This window comes from Nostoc sp., assembly GCF_036917655.1.
Classification (GTDB): domain Bacteria; phylum Cyanobacteriota; class Cyanobacteriia; order Cyanobacteriales; family Nostocaceae; genus Nostoc.
Window position 1 is genome coordinate 346,894 of sequence record NZ_JBALCY010000009.1, and the last position, 24,491, is coordinate 371,384.

Genomic DNA, 24,491 nt, shown 5'->3' on the forward strand with positions numbered 1-24,491 from the left:
GATCTGCTGTGAAGGCTGCAATCAGACTAGCTAATGAAAGTGATACCTTAAAAATGCTGGCAATTTATGCGCCAGTTGTGCGGGAAACTTCAATTTCTTTTGAGATAGAGCCTCCCAGCAAAACGGAATTTCAGCAACGCATCCAGAATTATCAACAGCAGATGCCTTGGCTAGTGTGTGAAATTAACGGTGAACTTCTAGGCTATGCCTATGCTACTCCCTACCGGACTCGTGCCGCTTACCAATGGTCTGTGGAATCATCCGTGTACGTAAATATTGAGCATCACAGAAAAGGAGTTGCTAAAGCTTTGTACACTTCCCTTTTTGGGTTGCTTCAACTCCAAGGATATTACAACGTTTTTGCTGCTATCGCTTTACCTAATCCAGCAAGTGTCGCTGTGCATGAGGCTGTCGGTTTTTCGCCTGTAGGTGTATTTCGCAGAGTTGGGTATAAATTTAGGGCGTGGCACGATGTTGGATGGTGGCAATTATCTCTGCAACAACAGCCACCGCTATCAGTAAATCCGCCTCTTTCTTTGCTAGAAGTTCAAAAATCGCCTCTGTGGAATGAAGCTTTAAGAAGTGGACTATTGCTACTTCGCGTTTAACTTGGTGTTGGCATTAGCTACTTAACATTTGTATATAATTTACCCTAAATTTATCTGCAATAAGACATTCTGATACCAACCATAGACAGAAAACTTGTCTCAGAAGCGTGGCTGTATTTGCTGCTTGATTCTTGCAGAATTCTATGATACTATCCGTGCAATTGAAATAATCCTGTAACTTAGTCTATTTACCGTAGTTTTAAATATGACCGAGATGATGCGCTATTTGTAAAGCTGTTTAATTAAATTTTTCAGCTACAACTTTCATTTCACTTTCCAGCTAATTGCCAGTAGCGCAAAGGGCACACATTTAGTATTAAAGAAACGAAAATATTAAAGAATTACTACTGCATTATGGTAGAAATATCGAGCAAATCTCACTTCAAGCTATTCAATTACTTTCTACTATTCTTAGTAGGTGGAGTATTCACCTTATCCACGACTTTAGTTAGTTGTAAAGCACCAAGTACACCAGAGCAAGCCGCTAACGCCTCTAATAGCACCAAGATAAAGGTCTTACACATGGGCTATATGACAGATGGAGACTTACTCAAGATTAAAGGACTGTTAGAGAAACGTTTAACTCCACTGGGTATTTCTGTAGAGTGGTCAAAATTTGCTGCTGGGCCGCAACTTCTAGAAGCGATGAATGTGGGAAGTGTCGATTTCGGCTTTGTCGGTGAAACTCCGCCTATCTTTGCCCAGGCGTCCGGCGTTCCTTTCGTTTATGTTGCTAGCAGCAAACCTGGGACTGGTGAGGAAACTGCTGTTGTAGTCGATAAAGATTCTCCAATCAAGACAATAGCTGACCTCAAAGGTAAAGGGCTTGCCTTTCAAAGAGCCACTGCACAGCAGTATTTCGTTCTGAAGGTTCTGGAAGAAGCAGGACTGAAACTGAGCGATATTAAACACATCAATCTCACACCATTAGAAACTCGTGCAGCATTTGAACGTAAAAGTGTTGAAGCAGCTGTAATTGGTGATCCCCATCTTGCCCTATTTCAAAAAACTGGTAGGGTTCGTATTATCCGAGATGGTAAGGGAATTTCGACCCAAGGAGGCTACTGGTTAGGGTCACGTAATTTCGTCAAAGATAATCCTGACCTAGTTAAAGTCATCTTGGAAGAGGTCAACAACATCGGCAAATGGGCTGAAGCCAACCCACATCAAGTAGCTGAACTGATTTCGCCCGAAGCAAAAATTGATGTTCCAACACTAGAACTGGTATCCAAACGCAGGCGTTACACATTAAGACCTCTTAGTGAACAAGTTTTGTCAGGACAGCAGAAGATTGCTGACTTGTTCTATGAGCAGAAATTCATCACTAAGAAAATCAATGTTAAAGAGGTGACACTTTCCTCTGAACAATATGCTGCTTTAACCCCACCAGGAATCAAGCCTTGAGCATTTGCAGTAAACGTTAAATTTAATAAAATTGGTAGCACATTATGGTAGCCAAAACATGCAACTTTCTAATGTTATTAATGGCTGGATATTTACAGACATGAGTAAATTAGGAGATCGTGAAAGCATCATTTTCGATTTAGACGATACGCTAATTGTCGAGGTGGGAGTTGTAGAGGCAGCATTCTTGGCAACCTGTGAGCGATCGCACGAAAAATACGGCATCAAGCCTCAAAAATTATACCATGCGGTCAAAAGTCGCGCTTGCTCAGTGTAGCAGTTGTGCCAAGCAAGACCGTCTAACGTACAATTGCAGATTATTTTTGTCCGACAGAACAACTGCTTAAAGCTTTTTGTGACATTACTGCTATATAAATCCTAGACTTGTCTAGACAATCTTTCTGCTCTCCAGCGACAAATTATTTTACTGATGAAATTGCCAGAATCTTTTTATCACCTACATCTCAGACCCTGTAAGACTTAATTCCCTCCCACTTCTTGAAAATGAGCGAACGTACAGTATGTGAACTTTTTACTACTTTGAATACAAAGACTGAATCCACCGCCATTCCTGTGTCAAACCCTCTCTCAGAGATACTTGCGGCTGATATCCCAGAATTCTCTGCGCTTTAGATACATCAGCAGCGGTGTGACGGGCATCTCCCATCGACTTTTCTATGTGGTTTCTTTTGATTGATTTCCCGACGATTTCTTCAATCGTATCCAAGACTTCTGCTAAAACTACCCTGCTACCACCACCGATATTAAAGATTTCTCCCACTGCTTGGGGTGCGGTGGCGGCGGCTAAATTGGCGGCGATGATATCACTAACAAACGTAAACTCCCGCGTTTGCTGGCCATCGCCGTAAATAGGAATTGCTTCATCCTGCAAAATCGATTTAAAGAACTTATGAAATGCCATATCTGGGCGCTGTTTGGGGCCATAAACTGTGAAATAGCGCAATGTCACACAGGGCACGCCAAAGTTTTTGTAATAAAGTTCACACAAAAACTCCGCTGCTAGCTTCGTAATGCCGTAAGGAGAAACTGGTTGAGGACAAATTCCCTCGTGGGTAGGTAATGTTTCTGCATCGCCATATACACTCGATGAAGAGGCAAACACTAACCTTTTCAGGTGTTTAGCATCCTTGGCTGCTTCTAACAAAACTTGTGTAGCATTAATATTTCGTTCTGTATAACCTCGAAAAGCTTTACCCCAACTTGCTCTAACCCCTGCTTGGGCCGCTTGATGGTAAACTACATCAACATCTTTTAGGAGTTTCTGCCAATCTAAAAACTGAATATCTCCTTCAATTAATGTAAAGCCAGGTGACTGATGTAAGTGTGCAACATTCTTAAGCTTTAACATCGGATCGTAGTAATCATTGAATTCATCAATCCCGATTACTTCTTCTCCTTGTTGCAGCAATGTTTCTGCAAGATGTGAACCAATGAAGCCGGCGGCTCCAGTAACGATAATTTTAGCCATATTGCTTATTTTTTGATATTTTCATTAATTTTCATGAACCTAATCTCACTATTCTAAAAATGCCTACTTCTTTTAATAAAATGTGCTTGGAAAGCTTGATTTTTCGTTTTTAGTCATCAATAAGCTTAAGCTTGTTAGCATAAATCTTATTATTGGATAGGTTCATATTCACAGGTTAATACTTATAATCAATGATCGTCATTATCTGAAGATAATTTTTTTACTCAATTATTTCAATGCTTCAAAAAATCATCATAAATACTTAAACCTTCTAATTATATAGAAAGAACCTCAGTATATTTATGTAATTATTGCTCTTAATAACATCTCTAATTAGACTAACTCACTAAATTGTATTATAAGAATAAATATAATATAAATTCAATAGCTATATTTCTTCTTGCCCCCTGCTCCCCAGCCTTTTTAGTCATGAGGGGGCTTGCACAAGTGTGATAATTGATGAAAAAATTGATCCGCGAGAGCTACTAAGGTATTCTCGTTTTGCAAGGGACGCACGAGGAAATCAGTGAAAGTTTTAGTTGTAGGTAATGGGGGGCGCGAACATGCTCTGGCATGGAAACTGTTGCAATCTAAGCAAATTGGGCAAGTTATCTGTGTACCAGGCAATGGGGGCACAGCAAGTATGGAACGTTGCCAGAACTTGCCCCTGGCAGTAGATGATTTTGAGGGTATGAGCCGATATGCTCTAGAACATGGGATAACTCTTGTGATAATTGGGCCAGAAGTACCCTTGGCGAAGGGAATCACAGATTATCTCCAAGACAAAGGACTGATGGTATTTGGCCCAGTCAGAGCGGGAGCGCAAATTGAAGCAAGTAAAGCTTGGGCAAAAGCTCTGATGCAAGAAGCAGGGATTGCGACGGCACGGGCTGCGGTATTTACGCAGGCAGCAGCAGCAAAATCTTACGTCAAATCTCAGGGAGCGCCAATTGTCGTCAAAGCTGATGGCTTGGCGGCTGGTAAGGGTGTAACGGTGGCTGAAACAGTTGAACAGGCAGAAAGTGCCGTTGATGCGATTTTTCAGGGACAGTTTGGCAGTGCTGGTAAATTTGTCGTCATTGAAGAATGTTTAATTGGGCAAGAGGTGTCAGTTTTAGCGTTGACCGATGGGTTAACAATTCGACCCTTGCTGCCAGCTCAAGACCATAAGCGGATTGGTGACGGCGATACAGGGGAAAATACTGGTGGGATGGGAGCCTATGCCCCAGCACCTATTGCTACGCCAGAGTTGATGGCACGCATTCAAACAGAAATCTTAGAAAGAGCGATCGCAACCTTACGAGCTAAAGGCATTGACTACCGAGGCGTGCTGTATGCTGGATTAATGATTGCACCCGATGGCGACTTGAAGGTTTTGGAATTTAACTGTCGTTTTGGCGATCCAGAAACCCAGGTGATTTTGCCACTGTTAGCAACACCCCTAGAAGAGTTGATTCTAGCCTGTGTACAGCAGCGATTAAGTGAATTGCCGCCCATTGCTTGGAAAGGAGGAGCATCTGCCACTGTCGTTGCAGCTTCAGGTGGTTATCCAGGAGAATATGAAAAAGGCCAGGTCATTACTGGCATTGGCGAGGCAGAGGCAACAGGAGCAACTGTATTTCATGCAGGTACGAAGTTGAACCAGCAACAAGAAATAGTGACAGATGGGGGTCGAGTATTAAATGTGACTGGAATCGGAGAAAATTTTGAGCAAGCGATCGCCCAAGCCTACGCAGGGATCAAATATATTCAGTTTGAGGGGATATATTACCGGAGAGATATAGGTTATAGAGTTAGGAGTTAGAAGTTGGGAGTTAGGAGTTAGGAGTGCTGAATGTGAGGGAATAACTAATACCGAATACAACTCTTGGAGAGGCTGCGCCAATAGCTTCTCTACGAGACGCACTCGCGTTCGCTCAGTACAAGTGCCCAATGCCCCATTCCCAATGCCCCTAACATGTTTGTCAAATTAACTGTTAATTTTTTAGTTGTTGGGCTTTATAACAAAGACTACTAACAACTTTATTTAAGATGCTAAGTCTGTTAAAAACAATTCGAGATGCGATCGCTAGTTGGTGGTCGGACTTCACACTCCAGACTAAACTGCTGGCAGTGGCCACAATGGTAGTTTCGTTGGTGATGAGTGGTTTGACCTTCTGGGCTGTGAATACAATTCAGCAGGATGCGCGGATGAATGACACCCGCTTCGGCCGTGACTTGGGGCTGCTGCTTGCTGCCAACGTTGCTCCCCTAGTCGCTGACAATAATCTCACTGAGGTTGCCCAATTTTCTCAACGCTTCTATAGCAGCACCTCTAGTGTGCGTTATATGCTCTACGCCGATGAAACCGGGGAAATCTTTTTTGGCATTCCTTTTTGGGACGCCGAGGTAGAAAACTCCCTCACCATTAAACGGCGGATACAACTGCCAGAAGATTACCCTGGTGATGGGGAAAAGCCGATGGTACGGCAACATACAACCCCAGATGGGATAGTCACCGATGTATTTATTCCTCTGCTCGTCAATAAAAAATACTTAGGTGTATTAGCGATCGGGATCAACCCCAATCAGACTGCTGTCATTTCCACCAATTTTACCCGCGATGTCACCATTGCCGTTTTTATTACGATTTGGGTAATGGTGATTTTGGCAGGAGTGATTAACGCTTTGACGATTACTAAGCCAATTAAAGAACTGCTGGTGGGGGTGAAGCAAATTGCTACCGGGAATTTCAAACAGCGCATTGATTTACCTTTAGGGGGCGAACTGGGGGAGTTAATTTTAAGTTTTAATGAAATGGCAGAGCGATTAGAACGCTATGAAGAACAGAATATTGAGGAACTGACCGCAGAAAAAGCCAAGCTAGAAACCTTAGTTTCGACGATCGCCGATGGTGCTGTGTTGATTGATAACAACATGCAGGTGATTTTAGTCAACCCCACAGCAGAGAGAATTTTTGGCTGGGAAGCTGCTGATGTGGTAGGACACAATGTGTTACATCACTTGCCCTCATCGGTACAAATGGAAATCACCCGTCCCTTGTACGAAATGGCAGCAGGCGAATGCGAAAGCGCCGAATTCCGAATTTTTATTAACCAACCCACCCCCCGAACGATCCGCATTCTCTTGACTACAGTACTTAACCTGCAAAGAGAAAGTATCAAAGGTATTGCGATTACTGTGCAAGATATTACCCGCGAGGTGGAATTAAACGATGCAAAAAGTCAATTTATCAGCAACGTTTCTCACGAACTGCGAACGCCTCTATTCAACATCAAAACCTATATTGAAACCCTGCACGACTATGGCGAAGACTTAGCTTTACAAGAACGGCAAGAGTTTCTCCAAACTGTCAACCATGAAACCGATCGCCTAACCCGCCTAGTTAACGATGTTTTGGATTTGTCAAAACTCGAATCTGGTCGCCAGTACAACTTCGATGGCGTAGATTTAGCCCAAGCGATCGAGCAAACACTACGTACTTACCAACTTAATGCTAAAGATAAAGGTGTTGAACTTGTTCCAGAAGTTGCTCATAATTTGCCCTTAGTAATGGGTAATTATGATCTATTAGTACAAGTGTTTGGCAACCTGATTGGTAATGCCCTCAAATTCACCAAAGCCGGTGGTAAAGTGGCAATCCGCGCCTATCAACTAGATTTCAAGCCCAGTCATACCCAATCTTCTCCAGTGCGGATTGAAATTTCCGATACTGGAATTGGCATCGCCACAGAAGATCAACACTCAATTTTTGAACGCTTCTTCCGCGTAGAAAACCGAGTTCACACCTTAGAAGGCACGGGTTTAGGTTTATCGATTGTCAGAAATATCATCGACAGACATCATAGTAAAGTCCATCTAGTGAGTGAAGTTGGCATTGGCACCACTTTTTGGTTTGATTTAGCCGCATTTGAGGAAAAAGCGCCACCGATACAAGTTGAACCTATTGCTGAAGCATCCAAAATCACCACAGTCTGAAGGTTAGGAATTGGGCATTGGGCATTGGGCATTGGGGAAGAATTCTTATAACTCCTAACTCCTAACTCCTAACTCCCCATTCCCCATTCCCCACTCCCTACAAAACACCACTCAAGACCTTAATATAACGAACAACAAACAGACCAATAATAAAGCTAATAGCAACAGCAAAGCCTGATTGCGTTTTACCCAAGTTTTCACAGTTACTGCAAAACCCTTAGTGTAACGCTGCTGTTGAAACTCTAACTTTGTCTCTTCAATATTTTGGTAGAGAGTACAGTTTTTGGCGTAGGGACGCTGGGGAAAATTGCAAGTATCATCAGCGTGATAAGTGCAGGTGTCGCACAGATACCCATCCCCAGTGGCGCGGTGCAATGGAATACCAGGATGACCGTAAGCTTTGAGTGTTGTCCGGCAATAGGGACAACTAATAGCTTGACTATCAACGAGTTGATGGCAGCGAGGACAAGATACAGTAGCCAAAACCTTTAGCGCAAATAGGTTGAGTAAACTCTTTGATTCTAGCCATTTACAGGGTTAATGGGGAAATACATACATACATAGCTTGTTAATTTTGATTATGGCTAGCTCTCAAAATTGGTTATTCTATCAGCAAAAGTAGTAATTTTATGATGATTTTTTATATTATTCTAAGTGATTTATATCACTCAAAATAATTAAGGATATGTCATAATCTAGCAAATATGAGGTTTTGTCCTAAGTCCAATAATTATTTAGAGGTATAAAAATATTGCCTTTTAATCCTGAGCTGTGCCGTAACGAAAGCGAAGTTGAAAGCAAACTCATAGTGCAATATTTGCTACCGCAGCTAGGTTATACTCCTGACACGTGGCATCAAGAAGTTGCCATTGGTAGCATCCGCTTAGATTTTTTAGCATTTGCCGCACAAGTGATTCCTTTTGTCTTAGATGCAAACTCACCTCTGAGTGTCGTCATGGAGGCAAAGCATCCCAAACAAAACTTAAATAATCATGTCCCCCGACTCAGGCATTATTTAACCAGTTTGAATGTTAGGTATGGATTGCTGACTAATGGGAAAGAAATTAGAATTTATCAAAAATTGCAGACTGATATTCAGTTAATATTTCAATGCTCTGGGAAAGATGTTGAGACTAAGTTAAAGAATATTAAAGGTTTAATTGGTAGAGATAGCCTGAAAGAAGGACACTTGGTAGATAAAGTTGAAGTTCAAATAGAAAAAGAAAATAATTTAAATTTGGAAATAAAGAGGCAACATTCAATGAAAACGATTGCAATCTACCACAATAAAGGCGGCGTTGGTAAGACTACTGTTGCAGTTAACCTTGCAGCAGCATTGAGTAAAAAAGGTAAAAGGGTACTTTTAATTGATATAGATTCCCAGGCAAATACTACTTTTGCTACAGGATTAATCAAATTTCAATTTGATGAAGATGATGATTTACGCGATTCTAATATCTATCATTTATTAGAATCAGGTGATTTTTACTTAATACCCGATGTTATCCGAAAGTCACATTATTTTAACAATCCTGAATTAGATGTTATTCCTGCACATATTAATTTAATAGAAGGACAGTATAAACTTAATCAAATTGATGCTAGTAAGACTAGATTAGTTACGAAATTAAAAAAAGTAGAGCAAGAATATGACATTGTTATTATTGATACGCCTCCATCCAGAGATTTATATGCTAAAGTCGCACTTGTCGCTGCTGATTACCTGATAATTCCTTCAGATTTAAAGCCATTTGCAAACCAAGGATTGTTAAGTGTCAGAAACTTTATTATAGAAGTTAATGAATTTAGAGAAATGATCGGAAAACCACACATTATATTAATGGGTATCCTCGCTTCAAAAATATCTACCAATTCTAAATTTTTACAATATACTTTTCCTAAGCAAAGGAGCGTGATTTCCGAACGTTACAATCTGCCTTTGATGGAAGCAGTAATTTATGATAGAACCGTATTATCCGAATGCATGAATCAGACTATAACAGTTGGAGATTTAGAATATCCTGACCCCAAATCTGTTGTTAAATATGCAGAAGAAGTAAAATCAGATGCTCAAAAATCTGCTATGGAATTTGAACTTTTAGCAGATGAAGTGTTAATAGGAATAGGGCTAAATAAATGATGAATTTTTCTTTGGTAGATGTAAAAAGTATTTCTTGTAATGAACCTCGATCAAATTTTTCAGAGGCTGATTTGGAAAACCTCGCAGACATAATTATAGAAACTGGAGGAATTATCAGACCATTAGTTGTGAAAGTGACAGGAGTAGAGAGCTATACAGTAGTTGATGGACATTTTGAATATTATGCTGCTGTCAGAGCAAGAGAAAAAAATCCTCGGCTAGGTGAAATGGTTAATGCCTTTGTCATCGCCCCAAAATTAGAGGATTTAGTAGTAAAGCAAGTTGCATCTCTCAAAGGAATTGATTCTTCTGGTAAACCAGTAACCCCACAGCCTGAAACAGCAAAGTTAGAGCCACGTCTGACAAATCTAGAATTACGTCTTGAGAAGCAATTCAATGAATTTAAGTCAGAATTTATACAAGAAAGACAGAGAATAGATAGTCAGTTCAAGCAACTTGAAAACCTTATTCCCCAAAAGGGTGAACAAAGTAATCCACTTAGTTTATTGAACTCTTTGGATAAAGACGAGTTATCTATAAAGTTACAACGCTCTAGAATTCCTGGGGCGGAAAAACTTGCAAAAGGCATATTTGATGCTCGACGCAAGAAACCGAAGCAAGAGTTTGAAGATTACCGGGATGTAGTAAAGTCTGTTAAAAACTTGGGTGATAAAACAATAAAGTTGGGTGATAAAACAATTTTGACTATTATTGATGAGTGGTCAAGAAGTTAGTAGTTATTAAAATAAGTTATTCGCGGTGTAAAAACTCTGCATAGCTTTCTCTGCGCCTCTGCGTGAGATATTTCCACCAAGTACTTGATAGAAAAAAGGCGATGCTACCTGCGGGGGGCTGGGGGGTTAGGTTTCATATCTAACCCCGCACCTGTCGCAGTGCATTAAATGCCTTACCTCGCAACCCAACTGGTAACAGCGATAATCCTAAACCAGTCCAAGCTTTAGGAGTTGAAAAAGACTTTCCTGCTAAAACTAACTCCCTGCCTTTTTGCGTTTCACCCTTTTCAATTAAACGCAAACCTAATAATAATTGCGTTTCAGTTAGACGATTTTTCCTGATTGTCTCTATTTTTTCCGACTCAAACTTATAACTTTCTAAATACTGGATTTTATCAAATAAATAAGGAATGGCTCGATTAATACCTTGCTGCTCTGCATGGTTGCGATATTCCATCAATAATTCTGGTAAATAATAACCCTTTTTTCCAGCCAAAGCTAGACGCACAAATAAATCATTATCCTCACAATTTTGCAGATTTGGCTGCATAAATCCTAACTCTTGCAATGTTTTACGGCGAAATAATGTCGCCCCAATTTGAAAGCTTTGGTGACTAAATACAACTTCCAACAAATTATCTACAACACCTGCTGCTAAATTCTTTCTACCCCAGCGATGAGAATTTTCTTGAGTTTTTGCCTCATCCCGCACATTATCAATATCAATTATCCAATGGTCTGTACCAACAAAATCAATGCTAGAGTCTTGAGCAAGAATTGCTGCGGTACTTGCGAGAAAATCGGGTGTTAGCCGATCATCATCATCAAATTTAATAAAATATTCACCACTGGCAGCATCAAACCCAGAGCGCATATTATTGCTTTTACCAATATTTTGCGGATGACGGATATATTTAATCCGGTGGTCTGTGTACTCTGATATTAACTCAGGTGTGCGATCGCTAGAACCGTCATCACAAACAATTAGCTCAAAGTCTTGCTCAGACTGATTCAGCACACTGTCAATGGCATAAGGAAGGAGATGAACACGATTAAAAGTAGGAATGCAAACAGTAATTTTAGGCATATTATATACTAATAGTTGAGAAAATAGAAAATTTATACCAATTGCTAATTTAATGCATCGCTAATAAAGCTATATTTAGCGGATAGTTCTTTGAAGTTTATTCATGGTTTTATGGAAAAGATTATTAGTTTTTGCAATTATGCTAAGTGGTCTTAGCTCTTTTGGCTTTTGTTCTGGCTGTTTGACAAAGCGATAATGTAAAAACTCATTTGCATAACAGATATTAACGTCTTGTCCTTGACATAAATAGGCAAAATCACGGGAAGAATAGCTCATATAATGGATGCGGTGAATTGGTTTTAAGCCATCTTCATTGTAAAGAACATTATTAATATTGACGAAAGGATCTGCATTGGCACAGTTGCCTGTTCTATCTTCGCCATTGGGGCTAAGTGTAAAGTTAAATAGTGGGCGATCGCACCGCAAAGTCATATAATTAAACAAAAAAGCATCATCCCACCATCCATGTCCATTAATCCATTCAACTTCCCTGTGGGTAATTAACCGCTCTTTCATTATTTCAATTTCTTTAACAGTAAATAATCCTCGTTTAGATCCAAAAAAGCTAGAACAATGCAGCTTAGAACGGATATCTGCTTCTGTATACAGTCCAGTTTGTTTTATAACTGAAATATTTAACGCTGCAACAGGTCTATCCTTAAGGTGTTCCCAATCATCAAAAATAAAATCGTATATTTCTAATTTATCAATTACATTATTGAGTGGCTTCATTGCCAAGCTATCACTGTCATAAAATACAAATTTATCAAAAATACCCTCAAACGCAACAAACTTTCTTTGTAAATGACTTTTGTACCAACTAGAGCGTGATATTTTTGTCTCTTTTTCCCTGGAATGAGCTGCCCAAACCTGATGAGCAAATTCTTCCCAGCGTTGAATTACGTCCCAATTATCAAACAGGATTACATTCTTTCGAGTATTAACTTCTTGCCTAACTAGGTCTAGTCGATCATCATAGGGAATAATACAAATAGGAATATCTGCGCTAACATTCACCTCAATGCTGTTTAGCAAAGCTACTAGTTGGTCATACACCACATCATTAGCAAGAGTGTAAATTCCGAAAGAATCCATTTTGATAAATCCTTTTTATCTTTAAGTTCCTGAGTAACGCAAATAATCTTATCGCTATTGTCTGAGCTATTATTCCCAAATAATTAATATTATACACGTCTTTACACTTTATGCTGAGAGCAAGAAGGAAGCTATTTTGGTTAGTTTGGATGATACTAACATTACCCGATGTTTGTCTGCATTGGCAAAACCCGTGTTGTTGTATCGCTTCTCTCAAAAATACCCTATACGCTTGGGCATTCGATTAAAGTACATGACAGTGTACCAGTAATGAAAGTGTCTTGGATGCTGTCTATAATGCGATAATATTTGGGGTTGTCTAAAGCAGTAGGAGTTGTCTTTCAATAAATTAGCAATAATGCACGGAGCAAAAATTTATTTCTGAACTTGCATCAACCCACAGTTAATCACTGATAAATAAATACTATTTTTAATTTAAGTATAAAAGGAGTAGCAATGTGTGACATTGAAGACAACAAAATAATTGCTCGACGGTGGCTCGAACTCATTAGCGAGCATCGGATTGAAGATATCTGCGAGATGACCGCCCCAACTTGGAGGATGCACGGTGGTTTACTTTTCCCTACAGTAGTCCTTATGATATTTCTCGTTTAGTTTCAGTCAAATCCCGACTACGCCCCGCAAGAGCGATGCCTACGGCGGTAAACTACGCTTACTTCCTCTATCCCCAGATTTCCTTTCATCAGCACCCCATCACCAATTGCCAACAATGGCAGTTGGATCGTTTAGGCGATTAGCTGCGGCTTGACGGGAAGGGGGCAATCGCGCTCTCTTGGCAGTGATAGCGATCGCCATTTGTAACATCTGCAATTTAGCACTCGGGAAAGACATATCCCCGCCCTACCCGACAGTCATAATAATATTCTCCTTTTCTATTGTTTATAATCGATTAATTGAGTCGGGTCGGTTTTTTTCTAAAACAAAGCGATCGCTCAAGGTGAATATGATGTCTATAGTTAGCTCGTTTCATCTTTATTGCGATCGCCGCACTGTGCAAACAGGAAATTGGTAATCTCTCAAACAGCTGCTTACGGTTGCAGATTACTGTTCAAAGAACTGAAGCGATCGTGTATCCCCTAACTCCCAACTCCCCTTGGTGGGGAGTTATTTGATATCACTTAACCCGCTAAAGTGAAAGATTATTGAGGATCGTCCAAGATGGAACTGTATGTTTGCGGCTCTTCGGCGCGGTGTTGCGCGTACTCCCGTCGAGCCTTTGCTAGTTCCCGATAAACCTTCTTACGAGCTAAATTGACACTACCCAGGGGTTCATGTTCAGGCAGGGTATGCCAGGGCGTGAACGAGAGTCCCTCATCCAGCCGCTTCCGCTCCTCAAAGTCGAACTTCTGAGCTGGAATTGTGATGGTTGCAAGTTTGATAAACGGTGAGTCCGGCTCTTGCCACTCTTGCATCGGATCTTCAATGGGCGTTTTCTCATCGTTAACATAAAGCTGCACTAAAAAGTCATAGGTTGCATCTTTGCCTTCTGCCGTCAGGTATTTGACGACTTCTTCACGCAAGTAAGTCTCTGAAGTAGGGGTTGAACCCGGAGTATCTTGTTGGTGAGGTCTTACAGAAAACTTGATGACCTGTGAGCCAAGTCGAAAGGGAGTCGCACTCCAGTACGGGATCAACAGCGGATTAGCAACTTGTTTGCTTTGAATTGCTTTGAGGACTTCAAACGTGGGGGCAAGCGATCGCAGATCTTCTTCGTTTGCCTGACCGACGCTCGCTTTCATCAGCTTGGCAAAGCCTTGGGCATCACGCACAAAGAAGACCGGGTGATTAATCATCAAAAAGTCTTGGGTTTGCTGCTCATCATCCAGAACTTTTTCACCCTTAACATTCAGAAGTTTGATGGCGAGTGCCCGCACATCGGGTTCAATATCTGACTTGAGCTTACCGCGCTTCTCTGGTGGGGAAGCATTGGAGAGCCTCATCCAAATCGGGTAGGTTGTCGGCTGGGCAAAGATACCCACCTGCAACGATTCAGGTAGATTGTCCTCAACTTTGAACTCTCCCCAAAGCAAGCCGTGACTACTAGGATGGTCTTTTCGCAAGTCTGGTCCCTTCTCGGCTAGAACCTTGACATCAATTTCTATGATGGTATCGGTAGCCGCTTCTTGGGTAGCAGTGGATAGATCAGATTGACTCATGGCTCTTTCTCCTTATAGGTTATAGAATAACGATTTGAGGAACCGATCAGCTCGCTTCCAAATTGTTCTAGCTTGCTCAAAATCATCCTCATATCAGCAATTATTCTAAGGCTTTGTGTAAAAATAACCTGAACAATTTTCTAGACGAATACGATGGTTCAGTGGTGCTGCCGCACTCATCGACTCGCTAGTGTAGGTTTTAGGCAGGGAAGTGAGTTGTTCAATCACCACATCTGGCTCTTGGCGGGTGACAGCAGCTTTTACAGCATCTGCATCGAACACATGTGCGATCGCGAAAAAATAGTAGCCTGTGATACAATTTTCCCCAAGTCTAAAAAAGTTGATCTCTTTTAAAGATTTATAAAGGAAACTTATGAATCACCACATTAAACTTATAAGTAAAATTGAAAAAGTTAAAGTTTTTATAGCCATAGCCTTTGGACATTTATCTTTATCGCTTAATATTATTAACTAAGTTTGCGGTAGAAAAATAGGTAATATGAGTCCTATATGACTTACACAATTTGGGATGTATACTCGCACCACAGCTAAGACGCATAAAATATCCAACGTCAATAATTTTAGATAGTAAATTAAACTTTATATAGTGAAGATAGAGATAAATTAGGTTTTCTTAAAGACAATATAAGCTTTGTCCACCCATTTTTTGAACAGGTAGACAAAGCTTTCTCAAATTACTATAAAAGCACCCATATAATTTGTATTGTGCTATTGAGAATCGGTCTGTACTTTTTTGTCTGTACAGGGTGTGATTTTCTCTGTTGGTGGAAAATACTCACCTTCAACTCCAATAGTGATTCCTCGCGTCTGACGCAGCGCATTTATAGCTTTAAGACAGTCACAGCCAAATTTGGCGTTAGCGATAGCTTACCGAAGGTATCGCAGCGTCACTTTCCTCATCTGTGATGTTTAGTTCTAAGCTGACACGCATTTAATTTTTCAAGCTGAAAAGCTCACAGTAAGCCTTTCAGTCCCCAAAAAGTACAATTTAGATGCGCCACGGCTTATCACCTTTTGATTATCTGGCTAACTTTTGGTTGCTCGAAGTAGCCATATACCATCTGAGAAACTTGACGAATAAAAGCTGTTGCTCTTTCGTCATTATTCGGTCTTCGCACGAAAATTCCTGCTAAGTAACGTTTACCTGATGGTGTTTCAATGATACCCGCATCTCCCAGTACAAATCGCAGAGTGCCTGTTTTGTGAGCAATACTTGCCCCATAACCCAAACCAGACGGGAGTAAGCTTCTATTATGGCAATGATTCATGATACCTAAAACTTGAGAACGACTTGTATCAGAAATTAACTGATTATTTGCAATCAAAGCTGACAATCGTACTAAGTCTTTCGCACTAGTTTTATTAGTTCCTTGAAAGTCTCCTAACATATTGTGAATCACAGTACTTTGTAATCCCCAAGTGTGAAACCGCTGATTTAAATTTGCCTTACCACCTAAACGGTCGATAATCATATTTGTAGCAGTATTATCGCTAATAGTCATCATTTTGGTTACAGTCTCCAAAAGACTAATCTTAGTTCCCACCCGGCGATACTGCATATCTCCAGAACCACCAGTAACGTGTTTACGTTGCATTACCAATGTTTCACTTAATTTGATTCTCCCTGCATCTATTCCCTGAAACAAAGCAATCAAAATAGGATACTTAATTGTGCTAGCGGCAGAGAAAGCTTGACCACCATTGATATTTAAATAATCCCCTGTTTGTAAGTCCATAAAAAAGATTCCGGGAGTGAGGAATCTGTAACGAGCCATTAATGCTTTAATTGGAGTTTGTAGTTCCGATATTTCTCGTCCTAGAGGAACTATACCAGTGTATTTAGGAGTATCCGTTAAATTGACAAAATCGTTTGAGGGAGTTGGGGGAATGAATTTCAGTTCTGGTAGTTGTAAATCTGATTGATTTCCACTGCCGCCATCTGCGCTGTCAACTTGATTTATATTAGGATTCGCCTTTACTGGCGACGACAGTAGAAGAATACTTGTGAAGCTAAGTAAGAGCCAGCGTAGTTTCATGTAGTGGTGTGAGAATAGGGGTGGATTTACTTACAGAGATTTTCCGGATAAGTAAATCAAATCCGGATTGATTGACATAATATTCACTAAGATTTCCCATGTCAAGATATATAGATAACATAATTTTCTGCAAGTTGGGGAATAAAAAATATGAAATAAAAGCAAAACATGAGTACGTAATTTTTCCATATATTACATCACCTAATTATATATTTATACAAATACTCAGAGATTAAGATTGCAGTCTTATTTTTGCCAGCAGTGATTTATACATGGAGACAGCAATCAAGAAAGCACCTGCAATTGAACCGATTAAAAAGCGGAAACTAAAGACCAAAAAATGACTAATATTTATTGGTTCTTTCGGATTGTCTAACTCTTGTGAAAATTCTACAGGATAATTGCCTGCAAAAGGTTTCACTCCAGCTAGAGGAATTTTATGTTGAATTAATCTTGACATATTTTTTCTCCGACTGAGGGGGTGAATATCGGTTGGAATTCTGCCCATTCTCTGCATACAGTTTTGTAACATTGCGGTGGTGTAATTGGTAAATTAGTTAAATAGAAAAACCCAGCGTTATGACCGTACTCCAACAAAAATACAACATCTTTTTGGGGATTATACTTATCTACAGCTTCGAGAATATGAGCGTTTATGAAGTGTCTTTGCAACAGTACGGTATCGGGTGCTGCTAACCAAGCATTTAAGAAAGCTGCAAGATTTTTACGCGGTATAAAATTCGCTTTAAATGTTTCGCCAGCCATACATAAATACGGATAATTGGTACTGCAAATAGCGATCGCTGGTTTGTGGAATGCGGGCACTGGGTGTCTGGTGCGACCTCCCCTAGAAGAAGTCTTATTTTTGCCCCAACGTCCTTACATAATTTTGGGAACTTTGCGTGAACAATTGCTTTATCCTAATACAAATCGCCAGATGACCAACCAGGATCTCAAAGAAGTTTTGCAACAAGTCAACCGGCAAAACTTGCTGACTCGAGTCAATGGCTTTGATACAGAAGTTCCTTGGGAGAATATACTATCGCTGGGAGAACAACAACGCCTAGCATTTGCACGACTGTTAGTTACCCATTCTAGTTTCACTATATTAGATGAAGCAACCAGTGCTTTAGATTTGAAAAATGAAGGAGATTTATATCAACAGTTACAATCAACGAAAACAACTTTTATTAGTGTTGGACATCGAGAGAGTCTGTTTGATTATCATCAATAGGTTTTGGAACTTTCACACGATTCCAGTTGGCGACTTATGACAGTACAGGATTATCGAACTCAAAAAGCAAATATTACTAAACCCTCCACAAATGTTCAAATCAAACGACAGAAGCCTATGTAATGTTGAACGACTAGGGCATGTTTTCAAACTCGTTGTATCCTAAAAAAAATAGGCGATCGCTCCAAATCTTTGTGCCGCCAAGAGTGATATCTAGCGACAGCCCTCTGGGTGACACCTACTGCGACAATTGATATAATTATGGCATTTATACCAGTTAAATCGGTATAGATGCCACAACTTACAAAGCTAACATTTGTTGTGGTGCGATCGCTGCTAACTAAGTAATTGAGTAACCGTTCACGGAGGGTAGAACATTCGCCTATTGGCACAACTACAATCCTTCTCCACAACTTGGACAGTTTTCCAATTTACACGTGAGTCTCACCCACAACAGTTTATTAGCTTGATAATTAGCTATTTATAAAGCAAATAAGACAGCAAATTTGTTTACAATATTAAGCTTAACTATTTTAAAAAGAAATAAAAATTAATTTTGTTAGTGTTTAATTACCAAATAATATGGTATTTTACTTAATAAGTTGGTATTATTTTCAGTACATTACACAGATAAACTCATCCATTTTGAGAAACGCAAATCTAATATAACAAGAGGTTTGCGGCTAATTTTGGCGAGTGATTTATTAGTTTTTAATAACTCCTATTGAAAACTAGCTATTTTGTATCGTCTGGTAAGGAGTTGAAAGTTGAACGAGAGAATCGGTTTTATTTTTTCTAACAAAATCTCTTGTCAACTTGCTCAGTTTTGGCAATAACGATACTAATTTGTGGTAAGCAAACAGCTTTGAGCAAAACCATCTAATTTTTTCAATATTCAATAGTAAACGGAGAAATGTTTTATGCGTTTTACCCGCCAGATACCCATTGCGTCTTTAATACTATCGATACTGGTTTTATGGCAGCCTACTTTAGCTGACTCAAAGAGTGGTCTTCCCTCGGATCGAGAAGAAAAAATATCATCTCTCTGGGATAAAAATAAGTGTCCTGGAGGTTTTTCGCCAAGTTTTCGCTTGGGTGGAGAACTCAATAATCCAACCACCTATAACTTGCAAAACTTCAGAAATTTGCGAGATGCTTTAAAAAAACAAAATCCAGCATTAGTTACTGAAATCACTGTGAGCTTTCAAACCAGCTCAGGTCCACGAACAGAAACATACTATGGAGTCCCCCTATGGGAATTGATTAATAATCCGAAAGCCGGAGGTGGTCTCAAACCTGGGAATTCTGGTTTGAATTCTAAAAACTCTTTTCTGAGGCAATATGTTCTAGTTGAAGCCACAGATTGCTATGGTGCAGTTATAACTATTGGTGAAATTCAACCTAACTTTGAAGGGAAAACAGTGCTAGTTGCATATGAAAAAAAAGGTAGTGATGGTACAGTCGTGTCTTTAATAGATGAAGGATTTGCTCGTTTAGTAGTTCCAGGTGACAAAGCTGGAGGCCGTTACGTTAGTAATGTGAGAAATATCCTCATATTATCAGCTCCTGCTTCTCCTTTGAAACCAAAATATTTCTGAAAACCTTTCCGATCAAAGACGCCTACAACACAGGGTTCCCACGCCACTTGCTCTACTTGGGGAAACCCAGATGCTCGCGGGAGCAACGCGATTTTGTATAAGTGCTAAAACCAAGAATGGAAATAGGCTATTTCGGGATGCGATTGCACAAAATCTACCGACTCCTCGATAATTTCTGGAAATACTACCGGAAATTATTGGCTTATCGAGATTCTCCGAATCAAGAAAAAGTAAGGGAACTCAGGCGTGATTGAAATTGTCGGGGGTAAGTCAGCGCAATTATTAACATTTTTAAATGCAGAGGGATGCATTGACATTGCCAAATTTAATTCGCTACGAATTAATGAAATGCTGTACTAACTAAGAGCTTGGTCATCTCATAACTAAGCTCTTTTGTAATAATTGTCTGTGAGGGAGCGATCGCTTGAATTTTCCTCGGTTGAATAGGAGCGATCGCTCTGCTCTCTCCTATGGTTGAAAAAGTTAAAGTTATTTGGGGTTGATAAAGAAAATTTTCGGGTCATTTTGGTGGGCAAAGATGGTGGTGTTAAGCGTCAAGACACTACACCAGTCCAAGCGACAGTAATTTTTGAGCAAATATACACTATGCCTATGCACCAGCAAGAAATGCAAATTAGAGGCAGAAAGTAGCTATAAAATTCAAAGAGTCAAAGTTGCAAAACTGCGATCGCCCTTCAATTCTGGGATCACTGCGGGCGCAGATAAGCTAATAATCATTCAAATTGCATCCCCGCGTCTCCCCTTCCCCGCGTAAGAGCGTCTTTCTGAGGCTAAGGATTATGCAACTTAAAGGCGGATTAGCTGAGCAACTTTTGCACCCTCACGGGCAAATTGCCTTGCTGTAGCTTTGCCCAAACCTTTACCATACTCAGTACTGAGTGCTGAGTGCTGAGTGCTGAGTAAGAAGAGTAATCAGTACGTTTGCGCTATGGTAAAAGCCCCGCCTCTTGTGGGCGGTCTTTTAACTCAGCACTCTTCATTAGCAGCTGTCACTAAGGCGATTTTGCCACGGAGTTGCAAATCCATAATCTTGATTCTTGTTGTTTACAGTAATTTGAAGCCGAGGTTATTGAGAGCTTCCCGCAAGCGATCGCGTCCTCTCAATGACTCAACAGTTGCGATCCTTTGGGCTGAGTGTTCTGACCAATCGCCAGGGACATTCATCTTTTGTTCAGTATAGAATTCTTTGATGATGTCGTTGTAGTGAGCGATCGCTTCTTCTTGATCTGCCAATTTATAAGTTTCGCGGTGCAGTATCGCTGATTGTGGCAACCTTGGCTTAATCGCTGCTTCTACCTCAGGATTCGGATAGCCTACACACAGCCCAAACACAGCATACACAGAGGAGGGCAAATTCAATATCTCTGCTACCTCTTGCGGGCGGTTTCTGATTCCGCCGATATATACTGTTCCTAAACCGAGTGACTCAGCTGCGACTGCTGCGTTTTGCGCCGCCAACGTTGCATCAATTGTTGCCATCACAAACATTTCCAAGTATTCCAGCGCATCATGAGATATGCCGCGACTGTCAGCAACGTAACTTAGACGCGCCAAGTCTGCTAACCAAACTAAGAATAAAGGCACTTGCTTAATATGTGCTTGGTTTCCCGCTAGCTTGGATAACTCCTCTTTGCGCTGTTGATCTTCGACTGCTACCACACTCCAGGTTTGCAAATTAGAAGAAGTAGATGCAGATTGGGCGGCTGCAATTAGTAACTCTAGAGTTCCCGGCGGTAGAGGATCGGATAAATAAGACCGGATTGAACGGTGAGATAGTAGTGCTGTCAGAGAATCATTCCATTCAATTTCGGGATTGAAGGGAATTTCACCGTAGCGCGATCGCAGTAGTTCTGTAGGATTAGTCATAATCAATTCCAAAATTGTCAGTTGAATAAAAAACTTTAGGGGCTTACAGATGTCATTAGTGTCAACTTCAGGTTTAAAATCTTGTTTCCAGGTTATACCTGGAAATGTTCTTCATTGCGCTGCTGCCGCTTTTGAATAGGAGGCGGAGCCTCACAGAGGGCATTCCTAGTCGGAGACTAGGAACGAGGCATTTGTAGGGGTATACATCTGTGTGCCCCTATAGCCGATTCATTGTACTAGCTTAAGTTTTTGGTGAGAATGCAGCGTATTGCTCTTTTGTCAATACTGCATCCTTCACATTTACCTCTTTGGGAATTAACTTCAATTTATAATATGTATCCGCAACACCTTGTTGTATATTTATTAGATTGTCATCAATTGGCACAAGTCCAAAAGTCCGTCTGTTAGTTGCTTTTTTCATCGTTTCTACATCAATTCCTAACACAGGTGCTAGAGTTTTCGCTACTTCTTCTCGATTCTGTTTAGACCATTCTTCTAGATTTTGAATTTCCTCCAGTATTACCTTCACAGTTTGAGGGTTTTCAGTAACAAATTTGCGGGTCATCAAATAATATCCACCCTGTTTATTAATTCCTGTGCCATCAATCAGGACTCTGGCTTTAGTTGCTTCTTGAGCTGCTGCATAGAAGGGGTCCCAAATTACCCAGGCATCTACACTACCCTTGACAAATGCAGCGCGGGCATCAGCTGGTGCCAAATATTTAGGTTCAATGTCAGTATATTTCAATCCCGCTTTTTCTAAAGCTTGGACTAACAATAAGTGAGCGCTAGAGCCTTTTTGAAAGGCAACTTTTTTACCTTTGAGGTCAGTAAGTTTTTGAATTTGTGAATTTTGAGGAACAAGAATTGCTGAACTAGCTGGAGTAGCCGCAATACCAACAACATAAGTTAGTGATGCTCCCGCTGCTTGAGCAAATATTGGCGGTGATTCTCCTACAGGGCCGATGTCAATACTACCTACATTCATGGCTTCTAGTAGTTGTGGCCCCGCTTGAAATTCAGTCCACTGTACAGTTATGCCCTCTGGTGACAAACGCTTTTCTAAAACACCCTTAGCTCTCAGCAAAATGGTCGATTTTTGATAGCCAAATCTTACTACTGTTGCTTTACTGGAAGTAGAATTGCTAACAGATGTGGCACTGGGATTAGGGGAATTAACAGTCGATGTCGATGAGCAGGCGGCAAATAGCACGCTTAAACACAGCCCTGTAACAAAAGCCCCCGCTATTGGCAAAACAGAAGAAGAGAAGAATAATTTATGTTGGTTGTTAAAGCGGATATTCCTGAATTTTCTCAACGATATCCACTTGGCAATGAAACGGCGAAAGATTAGGTTAATCATCAAAATAATTTCTCTGGGCTATATTAATACTATAAACTTATAGGTTTACCGGAGTATATAAATAAATTCAGGGAAATTTCTCATAAAAAATAGCGGGAAGTAGGGTAAATGGAAACTTCCCCGCCTATTAGACCAGAGCCAAAAAACACAACACTAATTCAGGAAATCGGGTTCTTCGCGCACAATCCTGTCGTAAAGTGGCTGGAAACTGAACCACCCACTTGTATGTGACCCCACTTGAGTTTGTGTTAAACGGGCTGTTTCATGTTTGATAGTAGTGGGTCTACCGGCGGCTTCTGCCAATAGTTGGGCTTGGCACGATCGCTCTAAACTAATGTACCAAAAGGCAGCTTCATCTACCGTATGTCCCACAGTTAAAATGCTGTGGTTACGCAGGATTATGGCTTTCTTTGGCCCCAAGGCTTGCGCCAGTCGTTGACCTTCAGAAGTTTCTAAAACCACACCTGTGAAATCGTCAAACAGCGCATGATCTTCGTAAAAAGCACAAGAATCTTGAGTCAAGGGGTCAAGGAGACGACCTAAACTAGACCAGGCTTTACCATAAAGTGAATGGGCGTGAGCCGCCGCTATGACATCAGGTCGAGCTTCATGAATCTGAGAATGGATGGCAAAAGCAGCTCGATTTACTTCAGCTTCGCCTTTAACCACTTCACCTTCTCTGTTAACCAAAAGCAGGTCAGAAACTCGGATGTGACCAAAGTATGTTCCTAATGGATTGACCCAAAAATGGTCTGTAAATTCTGGATCACGAGCCGTAATATGGCCTGCAATTCCCTCGCTGAACCCAAATTTACCAAACAGGCGAAAGGCAGCGGCTAGGCGTTGCTTACGGTGCAGGCGTTCGTCTTCAACTCGCTCGAATACGGGGGGTTGTGGTCTATCGTACCTGGGCATGTTCTTTTTCCTCTTCCTCTTTGCAGGGAGCGTTGGAATATCCAGAGCGAAACGATTTGACGCTCTGAGATTCTGGGATGAACTGGTGACGCAAGACGCAGCCAGTATCATTACCCAGAAGATGGATAGATACAGATGCGCTCTGGGATGTGGTTTTGACGGCGTGGATATCACCATCTGGAGGTAGGAGGCGGTAGATATCTCCTGGTTGAAGCGCTCGCACTTCAGTTACTTGTAATTGTGCGTGTCCTTGGGCATCGCCGTTATCTACACGGCGATAGACTGTTTCTTCTTGATTGCCTTTGTATAAACCAATCAATCCCCACGCTAAATGGTCGTGGACGGGAGTGGTTGAACCTGGGGGAATCACCAAACTGAAGACTGAGAGGGAACGGTCTTTGGCGCGATAAAGCAGCCACTGACCAATACCGCCGCCCATCTTGCTTTCGGGATTGATTTGGGCAAATTTTTCCGGGAGCCATTCCTGTTGGGCCAGCAGTTCTTGAAAATAGGGTTCTAATCTAGCCAGAGTTTGTGTGCGATCGTCAACAGTACTAGCCCTAATTTCACGCACTGTTGCTACAAAGGATCCTAGTTCTTGGCTCAGGGTAAACCATTGGTCTTCTGGCAATGGTTCCAAGATGGTGTGGTTCGTCATCTATATTCCTCGGTTTGGCAGGCGACTAAGATTAGCAGCAATTTTTTGATCTTTGCTGACAATAGTA

The 24,491-nt window shown here is 40.8% G+C and carries 24 protein-coding genes and 1 pseudogene; 10 read left to right on the plus strand and 15 right to left on the minus strand.

From position 1 onward, the window contains the following. Positions 1-8: 8 nt before the first annotated feature. The 3 genes from V7K30_RS05900 to V7K30_RS05910 all read left to right on the plus strand — a co-directional run bounded on the left by V7K30_RS05900 (position 9) and on the right by V7K30_RS05910 (position 2,289). Positions 9-608 carry an arsinothricin resistance N-acetyltransferase ArsN1 family B gene (locus tag V7K30_RS05900; protein WP_334998005.1) on the plus strand — a complete coding sequence of 200 codons (600 nt, stop codon included), beginning with the start codon at positions 9-11 and terminating at the stop codon, positions 606-608. Between the two features lie 354 nt (positions 609-962). Further along, a complete protein-coding gene (locus tag V7K30_RS05905) occupies positions 963-2,012 on the plus strand; it encodes an aliphatic sulfonate ABC transporter substrate-binding protein (RefSeq protein WP_334998007.1) in 1,050 nt (349 codons plus the stop codon). Between the two features lie 58 nt (positions 2,013-2,070). Next, complete coding sequence (locus V7K30_RS05910) at positions 2,071-2,289, plus strand: hypothetical protein (RefSeq protein ID WP_334998009.1); 219 nt, start codon at positions 2,071-2,073, stop codon at positions 2,287-2,289. 258 nt (positions 2,290-2,547) lie between these two features. Here V7K30_RS05910 and V7K30_RS05915 read toward each other — a convergent pair whose 3' ends face one another. Continuing rightward, a complete protein-coding gene (locus tag V7K30_RS05915) occupies positions 2,548-3,501 on the minus strand; it encodes an NAD-dependent epimerase/dehydratase family protein (RefSeq protein WP_334998011.1) in 954 nt (317 codons plus the stop codon). A 526-nt stretch (positions 3,502-4,027) separates the two neighbouring features. Here V7K30_RS05915 and purD point away from each other — a divergent pair. Next, positions 4,028-5,305, plus strand: coding sequence for a phosphoribosylamine--glycine ligase (gene purD / locus V7K30_RS05920; RefSeq protein WP_334998013.1), 1,278 nt, complete (start codon positions 4,028-4,030; stop codon positions 5,303-5,305). Between the two features lie 227 nt (positions 5,306-5,532). After that, entirely contained in the window at positions 5,533-7,479 is a 1,947-nt protein-coding gene (gene nblS / locus V7K30_RS05925; RefSeq protein ID WP_334998015.1) for a two-component system sensor histidine kinase NblS, read from the plus strand. A 111-nt stretch (positions 7,480-7,590) separates the two neighbouring features. Here the strand turns inward: nblS and V7K30_RS05930 are convergent, their stop codons facing one another. Further along, the gene (locus tag V7K30_RS05930) at positions 7,591-7,962 is read right to left on the minus strand and encodes a zinc ribbon domain-containing protein (protein ID WP_334998017.1); all 372 of its coding nucleotides are present in this window, start codon (positions 7,960-7,962) and stop codon (positions 7,591-7,593) included. A gap of 268 nt (positions 7,963-8,230) precedes the next feature. Here V7K30_RS05930 and V7K30_RS05935 point away from each other — a divergent pair, with 268 nt between their 5' ends. Both V7K30_RS05935 and V7K30_RS05940 read left to right on the plus strand, forming a co-directional pair. Then, positions 8,231-9,619 (plus strand): AAA family ATPase, encoded by a 1,389-nt coding sequence (locus V7K30_RS05935; protein ID WP_334998019.1) that lies wholly within the window; start codon positions 8,231-8,233, stop codon positions 9,617-9,619. Then, positions 9,616-10,353: a ParB N-terminal domain-containing protein gene (locus V7K30_RS05940; protein WP_334998021.1), complete on the plus strand. Its 738-nt coding sequence runs from the start codon at positions 9,616-9,618 to the stop codon at positions 10,351-10,353. Before V7K30_RS05935 ends, V7K30_RS05940 begins: the two co-directional genes overlap by 4 nt. Positions 10,354-10,492: 139 nt before the next feature. Here the strand turns inward: V7K30_RS05940 and V7K30_RS05945 are convergent, their stop codons facing one another. The 8 genes from V7K30_RS05945 to V7K30_RS05980 all read right to left on the minus strand — a co-directional run bounded on the left by V7K30_RS05945 (position 10,493) and on the right by V7K30_RS05980 (position 17,534). Then, the gene (locus V7K30_RS05945; protein WP_334998023.1) at positions 10,493-11,440 is read right to left on the minus strand and encodes a glycosyltransferase family 2 protein; all 948 of its coding nucleotides are present in this window, start codon (positions 11,438-11,440) and stop codon (positions 10,493-10,495) included. Between the two features lie 75 nt (positions 11,441-11,515). Then, a complete protein-coding gene (locus V7K30_RS05950) occupies positions 11,516-12,535 on the minus strand; it encodes an Npun_R2821/Npun_R2822 family protein (RefSeq protein WP_334998025.1) in 1,020 nt (339 codons plus the stop codon). Positions 12,536-13,249: 714 nt separating this feature from the next. Next, positions 13,250-13,387, minus strand: coding sequence for a hypothetical protein (locus V7K30_RS05955; RefSeq protein WP_334998027.1), 138 nt, complete (start codon positions 13,385-13,387; stop codon positions 13,250-13,252). A 308-nt stretch (positions 13,388-13,695) separates the two neighbouring features. Further along, positions 13,696-14,712: a catalase family protein gene (locus V7K30_RS05960; RefSeq protein WP_334998029.1), complete on the minus strand. Its 1,017-nt coding sequence runs from the start codon at positions 14,710-14,712 to the stop codon at positions 13,696-13,698. Between the two features lie 105 nt (positions 14,713-14,817). Next, positions 14,818-14,994, minus strand: a complete 177-nt coding sequence (locus V7K30_RS05965; protein ID WP_334998031.1) for a hypothetical protein — start codon at positions 14,992-14,994, stop codon at positions 14,818-14,820. 746 nt (positions 14,995-15,740) lie between these two features. Beyond that, on the minus strand, positions 15,741-16,769 hold the full coding sequence (locus tag V7K30_RS05970; protein WP_334998033.1) for a serine hydrolase: 1,029 nt from the start codon (positions 16,767-16,769) through the stop codon (positions 15,741-15,743). A gap of 232 nt (positions 16,770-17,001) precedes the next feature. Next, positions 17,002-17,229, minus strand: a complete 228-nt coding sequence (locus V7K30_RS05975; protein WP_334998035.1) for a hypothetical protein — start codon at positions 17,227-17,229, stop codon at positions 17,002-17,004. Further along, positions 17,217-17,534, minus strand: coding sequence for a hypothetical protein (locus V7K30_RS05980; RefSeq protein WP_334998037.1), 318 nt, complete (start codon positions 17,532-17,534; stop codon positions 17,217-17,219). The genes V7K30_RS05975 and V7K30_RS05980 overlap by 13 nt, the downstream gene beginning before the upstream one ends. A 31-nt stretch (positions 17,535-17,565) precedes the next feature. Here V7K30_RS05980 and V7K30_RS05985 point away from each other — a divergent pair. Beyond that, positions 17,566-18,126: pseudogene (locus V7K30_RS05985) on the plus strand (ATP-binding cassette domain-containing protein); the annotation flags it as partial. Positions 18,127-18,149: 23 nt separating this feature from the next. Here the strand turns inward: V7K30_RS05985 and V7K30_RS05990 are convergent. After that, positions 18,150-18,395, minus strand: a complete 246-nt coding sequence (locus tag V7K30_RS05990; RefSeq protein ID WP_334998039.1) for a hypothetical protein — start codon at positions 18,393-18,395, stop codon at positions 18,150-18,152. 528 nt (positions 18,396-18,923) lie between these two features. Between V7K30_RS05990 and V7K30_RS05995 the strand changes: the two genes are divergently transcribed. Both V7K30_RS05995 and V7K30_RS06000 read left to right on the plus strand, forming a co-directional pair. Further along, complete coding sequence (locus tag V7K30_RS05995) at positions 18,924-19,601, plus strand: hypothetical protein (RefSeq protein ID WP_334998041.1); 678 nt, start codon at positions 18,924-18,926, stop codon at positions 19,599-19,601. 474 nt (positions 19,602-20,075) lie between these two features. Next, positions 20,076-20,252, plus strand: coding sequence for a DUF4174 domain-containing protein (locus V7K30_RS06000; protein ID WP_334998043.1), 177 nt, complete (start codon positions 20,076-20,078; stop codon positions 20,250-20,252). 414 nt (positions 20,253-20,666) lie between these two features. On the opposite strand, the gene V7K30_RS06005 is transcribed toward V7K30_RS06000, so the two are convergent. The 4 genes from V7K30_RS06005 to V7K30_RS06020 all read right to left on the minus strand — a co-directional run bounded on the left by V7K30_RS06005 (position 20,667) and on the right by V7K30_RS06020 (position 24,424). Then, positions 20,667-21,488, minus strand: coding sequence for an NADPH-dependent oxidoreductase (locus V7K30_RS06005; protein WP_334998045.1), 822 nt, complete (start codon positions 21,486-21,488; stop codon positions 20,667-20,669). Between the two features lie 241 nt (positions 21,489-21,729). Beyond that, positions 21,730-22,851: a sulfonate ABC transporter substrate-binding protein gene (locus tag V7K30_RS06010; protein WP_334998047.1), complete on the minus strand. Its 1,122-nt coding sequence runs from the start codon at positions 22,849-22,851 to the stop codon at positions 21,730-21,732. A 153-nt stretch (positions 22,852-23,004) separates the two neighbouring features. Continuing rightward, complete coding sequence (locus V7K30_RS06015) at positions 23,005-23,766, minus strand: class II aldolase/adducin family protein (RefSeq protein ID WP_334998049.1); 762 nt, start codon at positions 23,764-23,766, stop codon at positions 23,005-23,007. Next, positions 23,750-24,424: a cysteine dioxygenase family protein gene (locus V7K30_RS06020; RefSeq protein WP_334998051.1), complete on the minus strand. Its 675-nt coding sequence runs from the start codon at positions 24,422-24,424 to the stop codon at positions 23,750-23,752. Before V7K30_RS06020 ends, V7K30_RS06015 begins: the two co-directional genes overlap by 17 nt. Between the last annotated feature and the right edge of the window lie 67 nt (positions 24,425-24,491).

What these genes read in the sequence shown, in the direction of transcription:
- V7K30_RS05905 (WP_334998007.1), top strand. Translation starts at nt 963, where the DNA reads ATGGTAGAAATATCGAGCAAATCTCACTTCAAGCTATTCAATTACTTT.
- V7K30_RS05910 (WP_334998009.1), top strand. Translation starts at nt 2,071, where the DNA reads ATGCAACTTTCTAATGTTATTAATGGCTGGATATTTACAGACATGAGT.
- V7K30_RS05915 (WP_334998011.1), bottom strand. Translation starts at nt 3,501, where the DNA reads ATGGCTAAAATTATCGTTACTGGAGCCGCCGGCTTCATTGGTTCACAT.
- nblS (WP_334998015.1), top strand. Translation starts at nt 5,533, where the DNA reads ATGCTAAGTCTGTTAAAAACAATTCGAGATGCGATCGCTAGTTGGTGG.
- V7K30_RS05940 (WP_334998021.1), top strand. Translation starts at nt 9,616, where the DNA reads ATGATGAATTTTTCTTTGGTAGATGTAAAAAGTATTTCTTGTAATGAA.
- V7K30_RS05945 (WP_334998023.1), bottom strand. Translation starts at nt 11,440, where the DNA reads ATGCCTAAAATTACTGTTTGCATTCCTACTTTTAATCGTGTTCATCTC.
- V7K30_RS05950 (WP_334998025.1), bottom strand. Translation starts at nt 12,535, where the DNA reads ATGGATTCTTTCGGAATTTACACTCTTGCTAATGATGTGGTGTATGAC.
- V7K30_RS05955 (WP_334998027.1), bottom strand. Translation starts at nt 13,387, where the DNA reads ATGTCTTTCCCGAGTGCTAAATTGCAGATGTTACAAATGGCGATCGCT.
- V7K30_RS05960 (WP_334998029.1), bottom strand. Translation starts at nt 14,712, where the DNA reads ATGAGTCAATCTGATCTATCCACTGCTACCCAAGAAGCGGCTACCGAT.
- V7K30_RS05970 (WP_334998033.1), bottom strand. Translation starts at nt 16,769, where the DNA reads ATGAAACTACGCTGGCTCTTACTTAGCTTCACAAGTATTCTTCTACTG.
- V7K30_RS05975 (WP_334998035.1), bottom strand. Translation starts at nt 17,229, where the DNA reads ATGTCAAGATTAATTCAACATAAAATTCCTCTAGCTGGAGTGAAACCT.
- V7K30_RS05980 (WP_334998037.1), bottom strand. Translation starts at nt 17,534, where the DNA reads ATGGCTGGCGAAACATTTAAAGCGAATTTTATACCGCGTAAAAATCTT.
- V7K30_RS05995 (WP_334998041.1), top strand. Translation starts at nt 18,924, where the DNA reads ATGCGTTTTACCCGCCAGATACCCATTGCGTCTTTAATACTATCGATA.
- V7K30_RS06005 (WP_334998045.1), bottom strand. Translation starts at nt 21,488, where the DNA reads ATGACTAATCCTACAGAACTACTGCGATCGCGCTACGGTGAAATTCCC.
- V7K30_RS06010 (WP_334998047.1), bottom strand. Translation starts at nt 22,851, where the DNA reads ATGATTAACCTAATCTTTCGCCGTTTCATTGCCAAGTGGATATCGTTG.
- V7K30_RS06015 (WP_334998049.1), bottom strand. Translation starts at nt 23,766, where the DNA reads ATGCCCAGGTACGATAGACCACAACCCCCCGTATTCGAGCGAGTTGAA.
- V7K30_RS06020 (WP_334998051.1), bottom strand. Translation starts at nt 24,424, where the DNA reads ATGACGAACCACACCATCTTGGAACCATTGCCAGAAGACCAATGGTTT.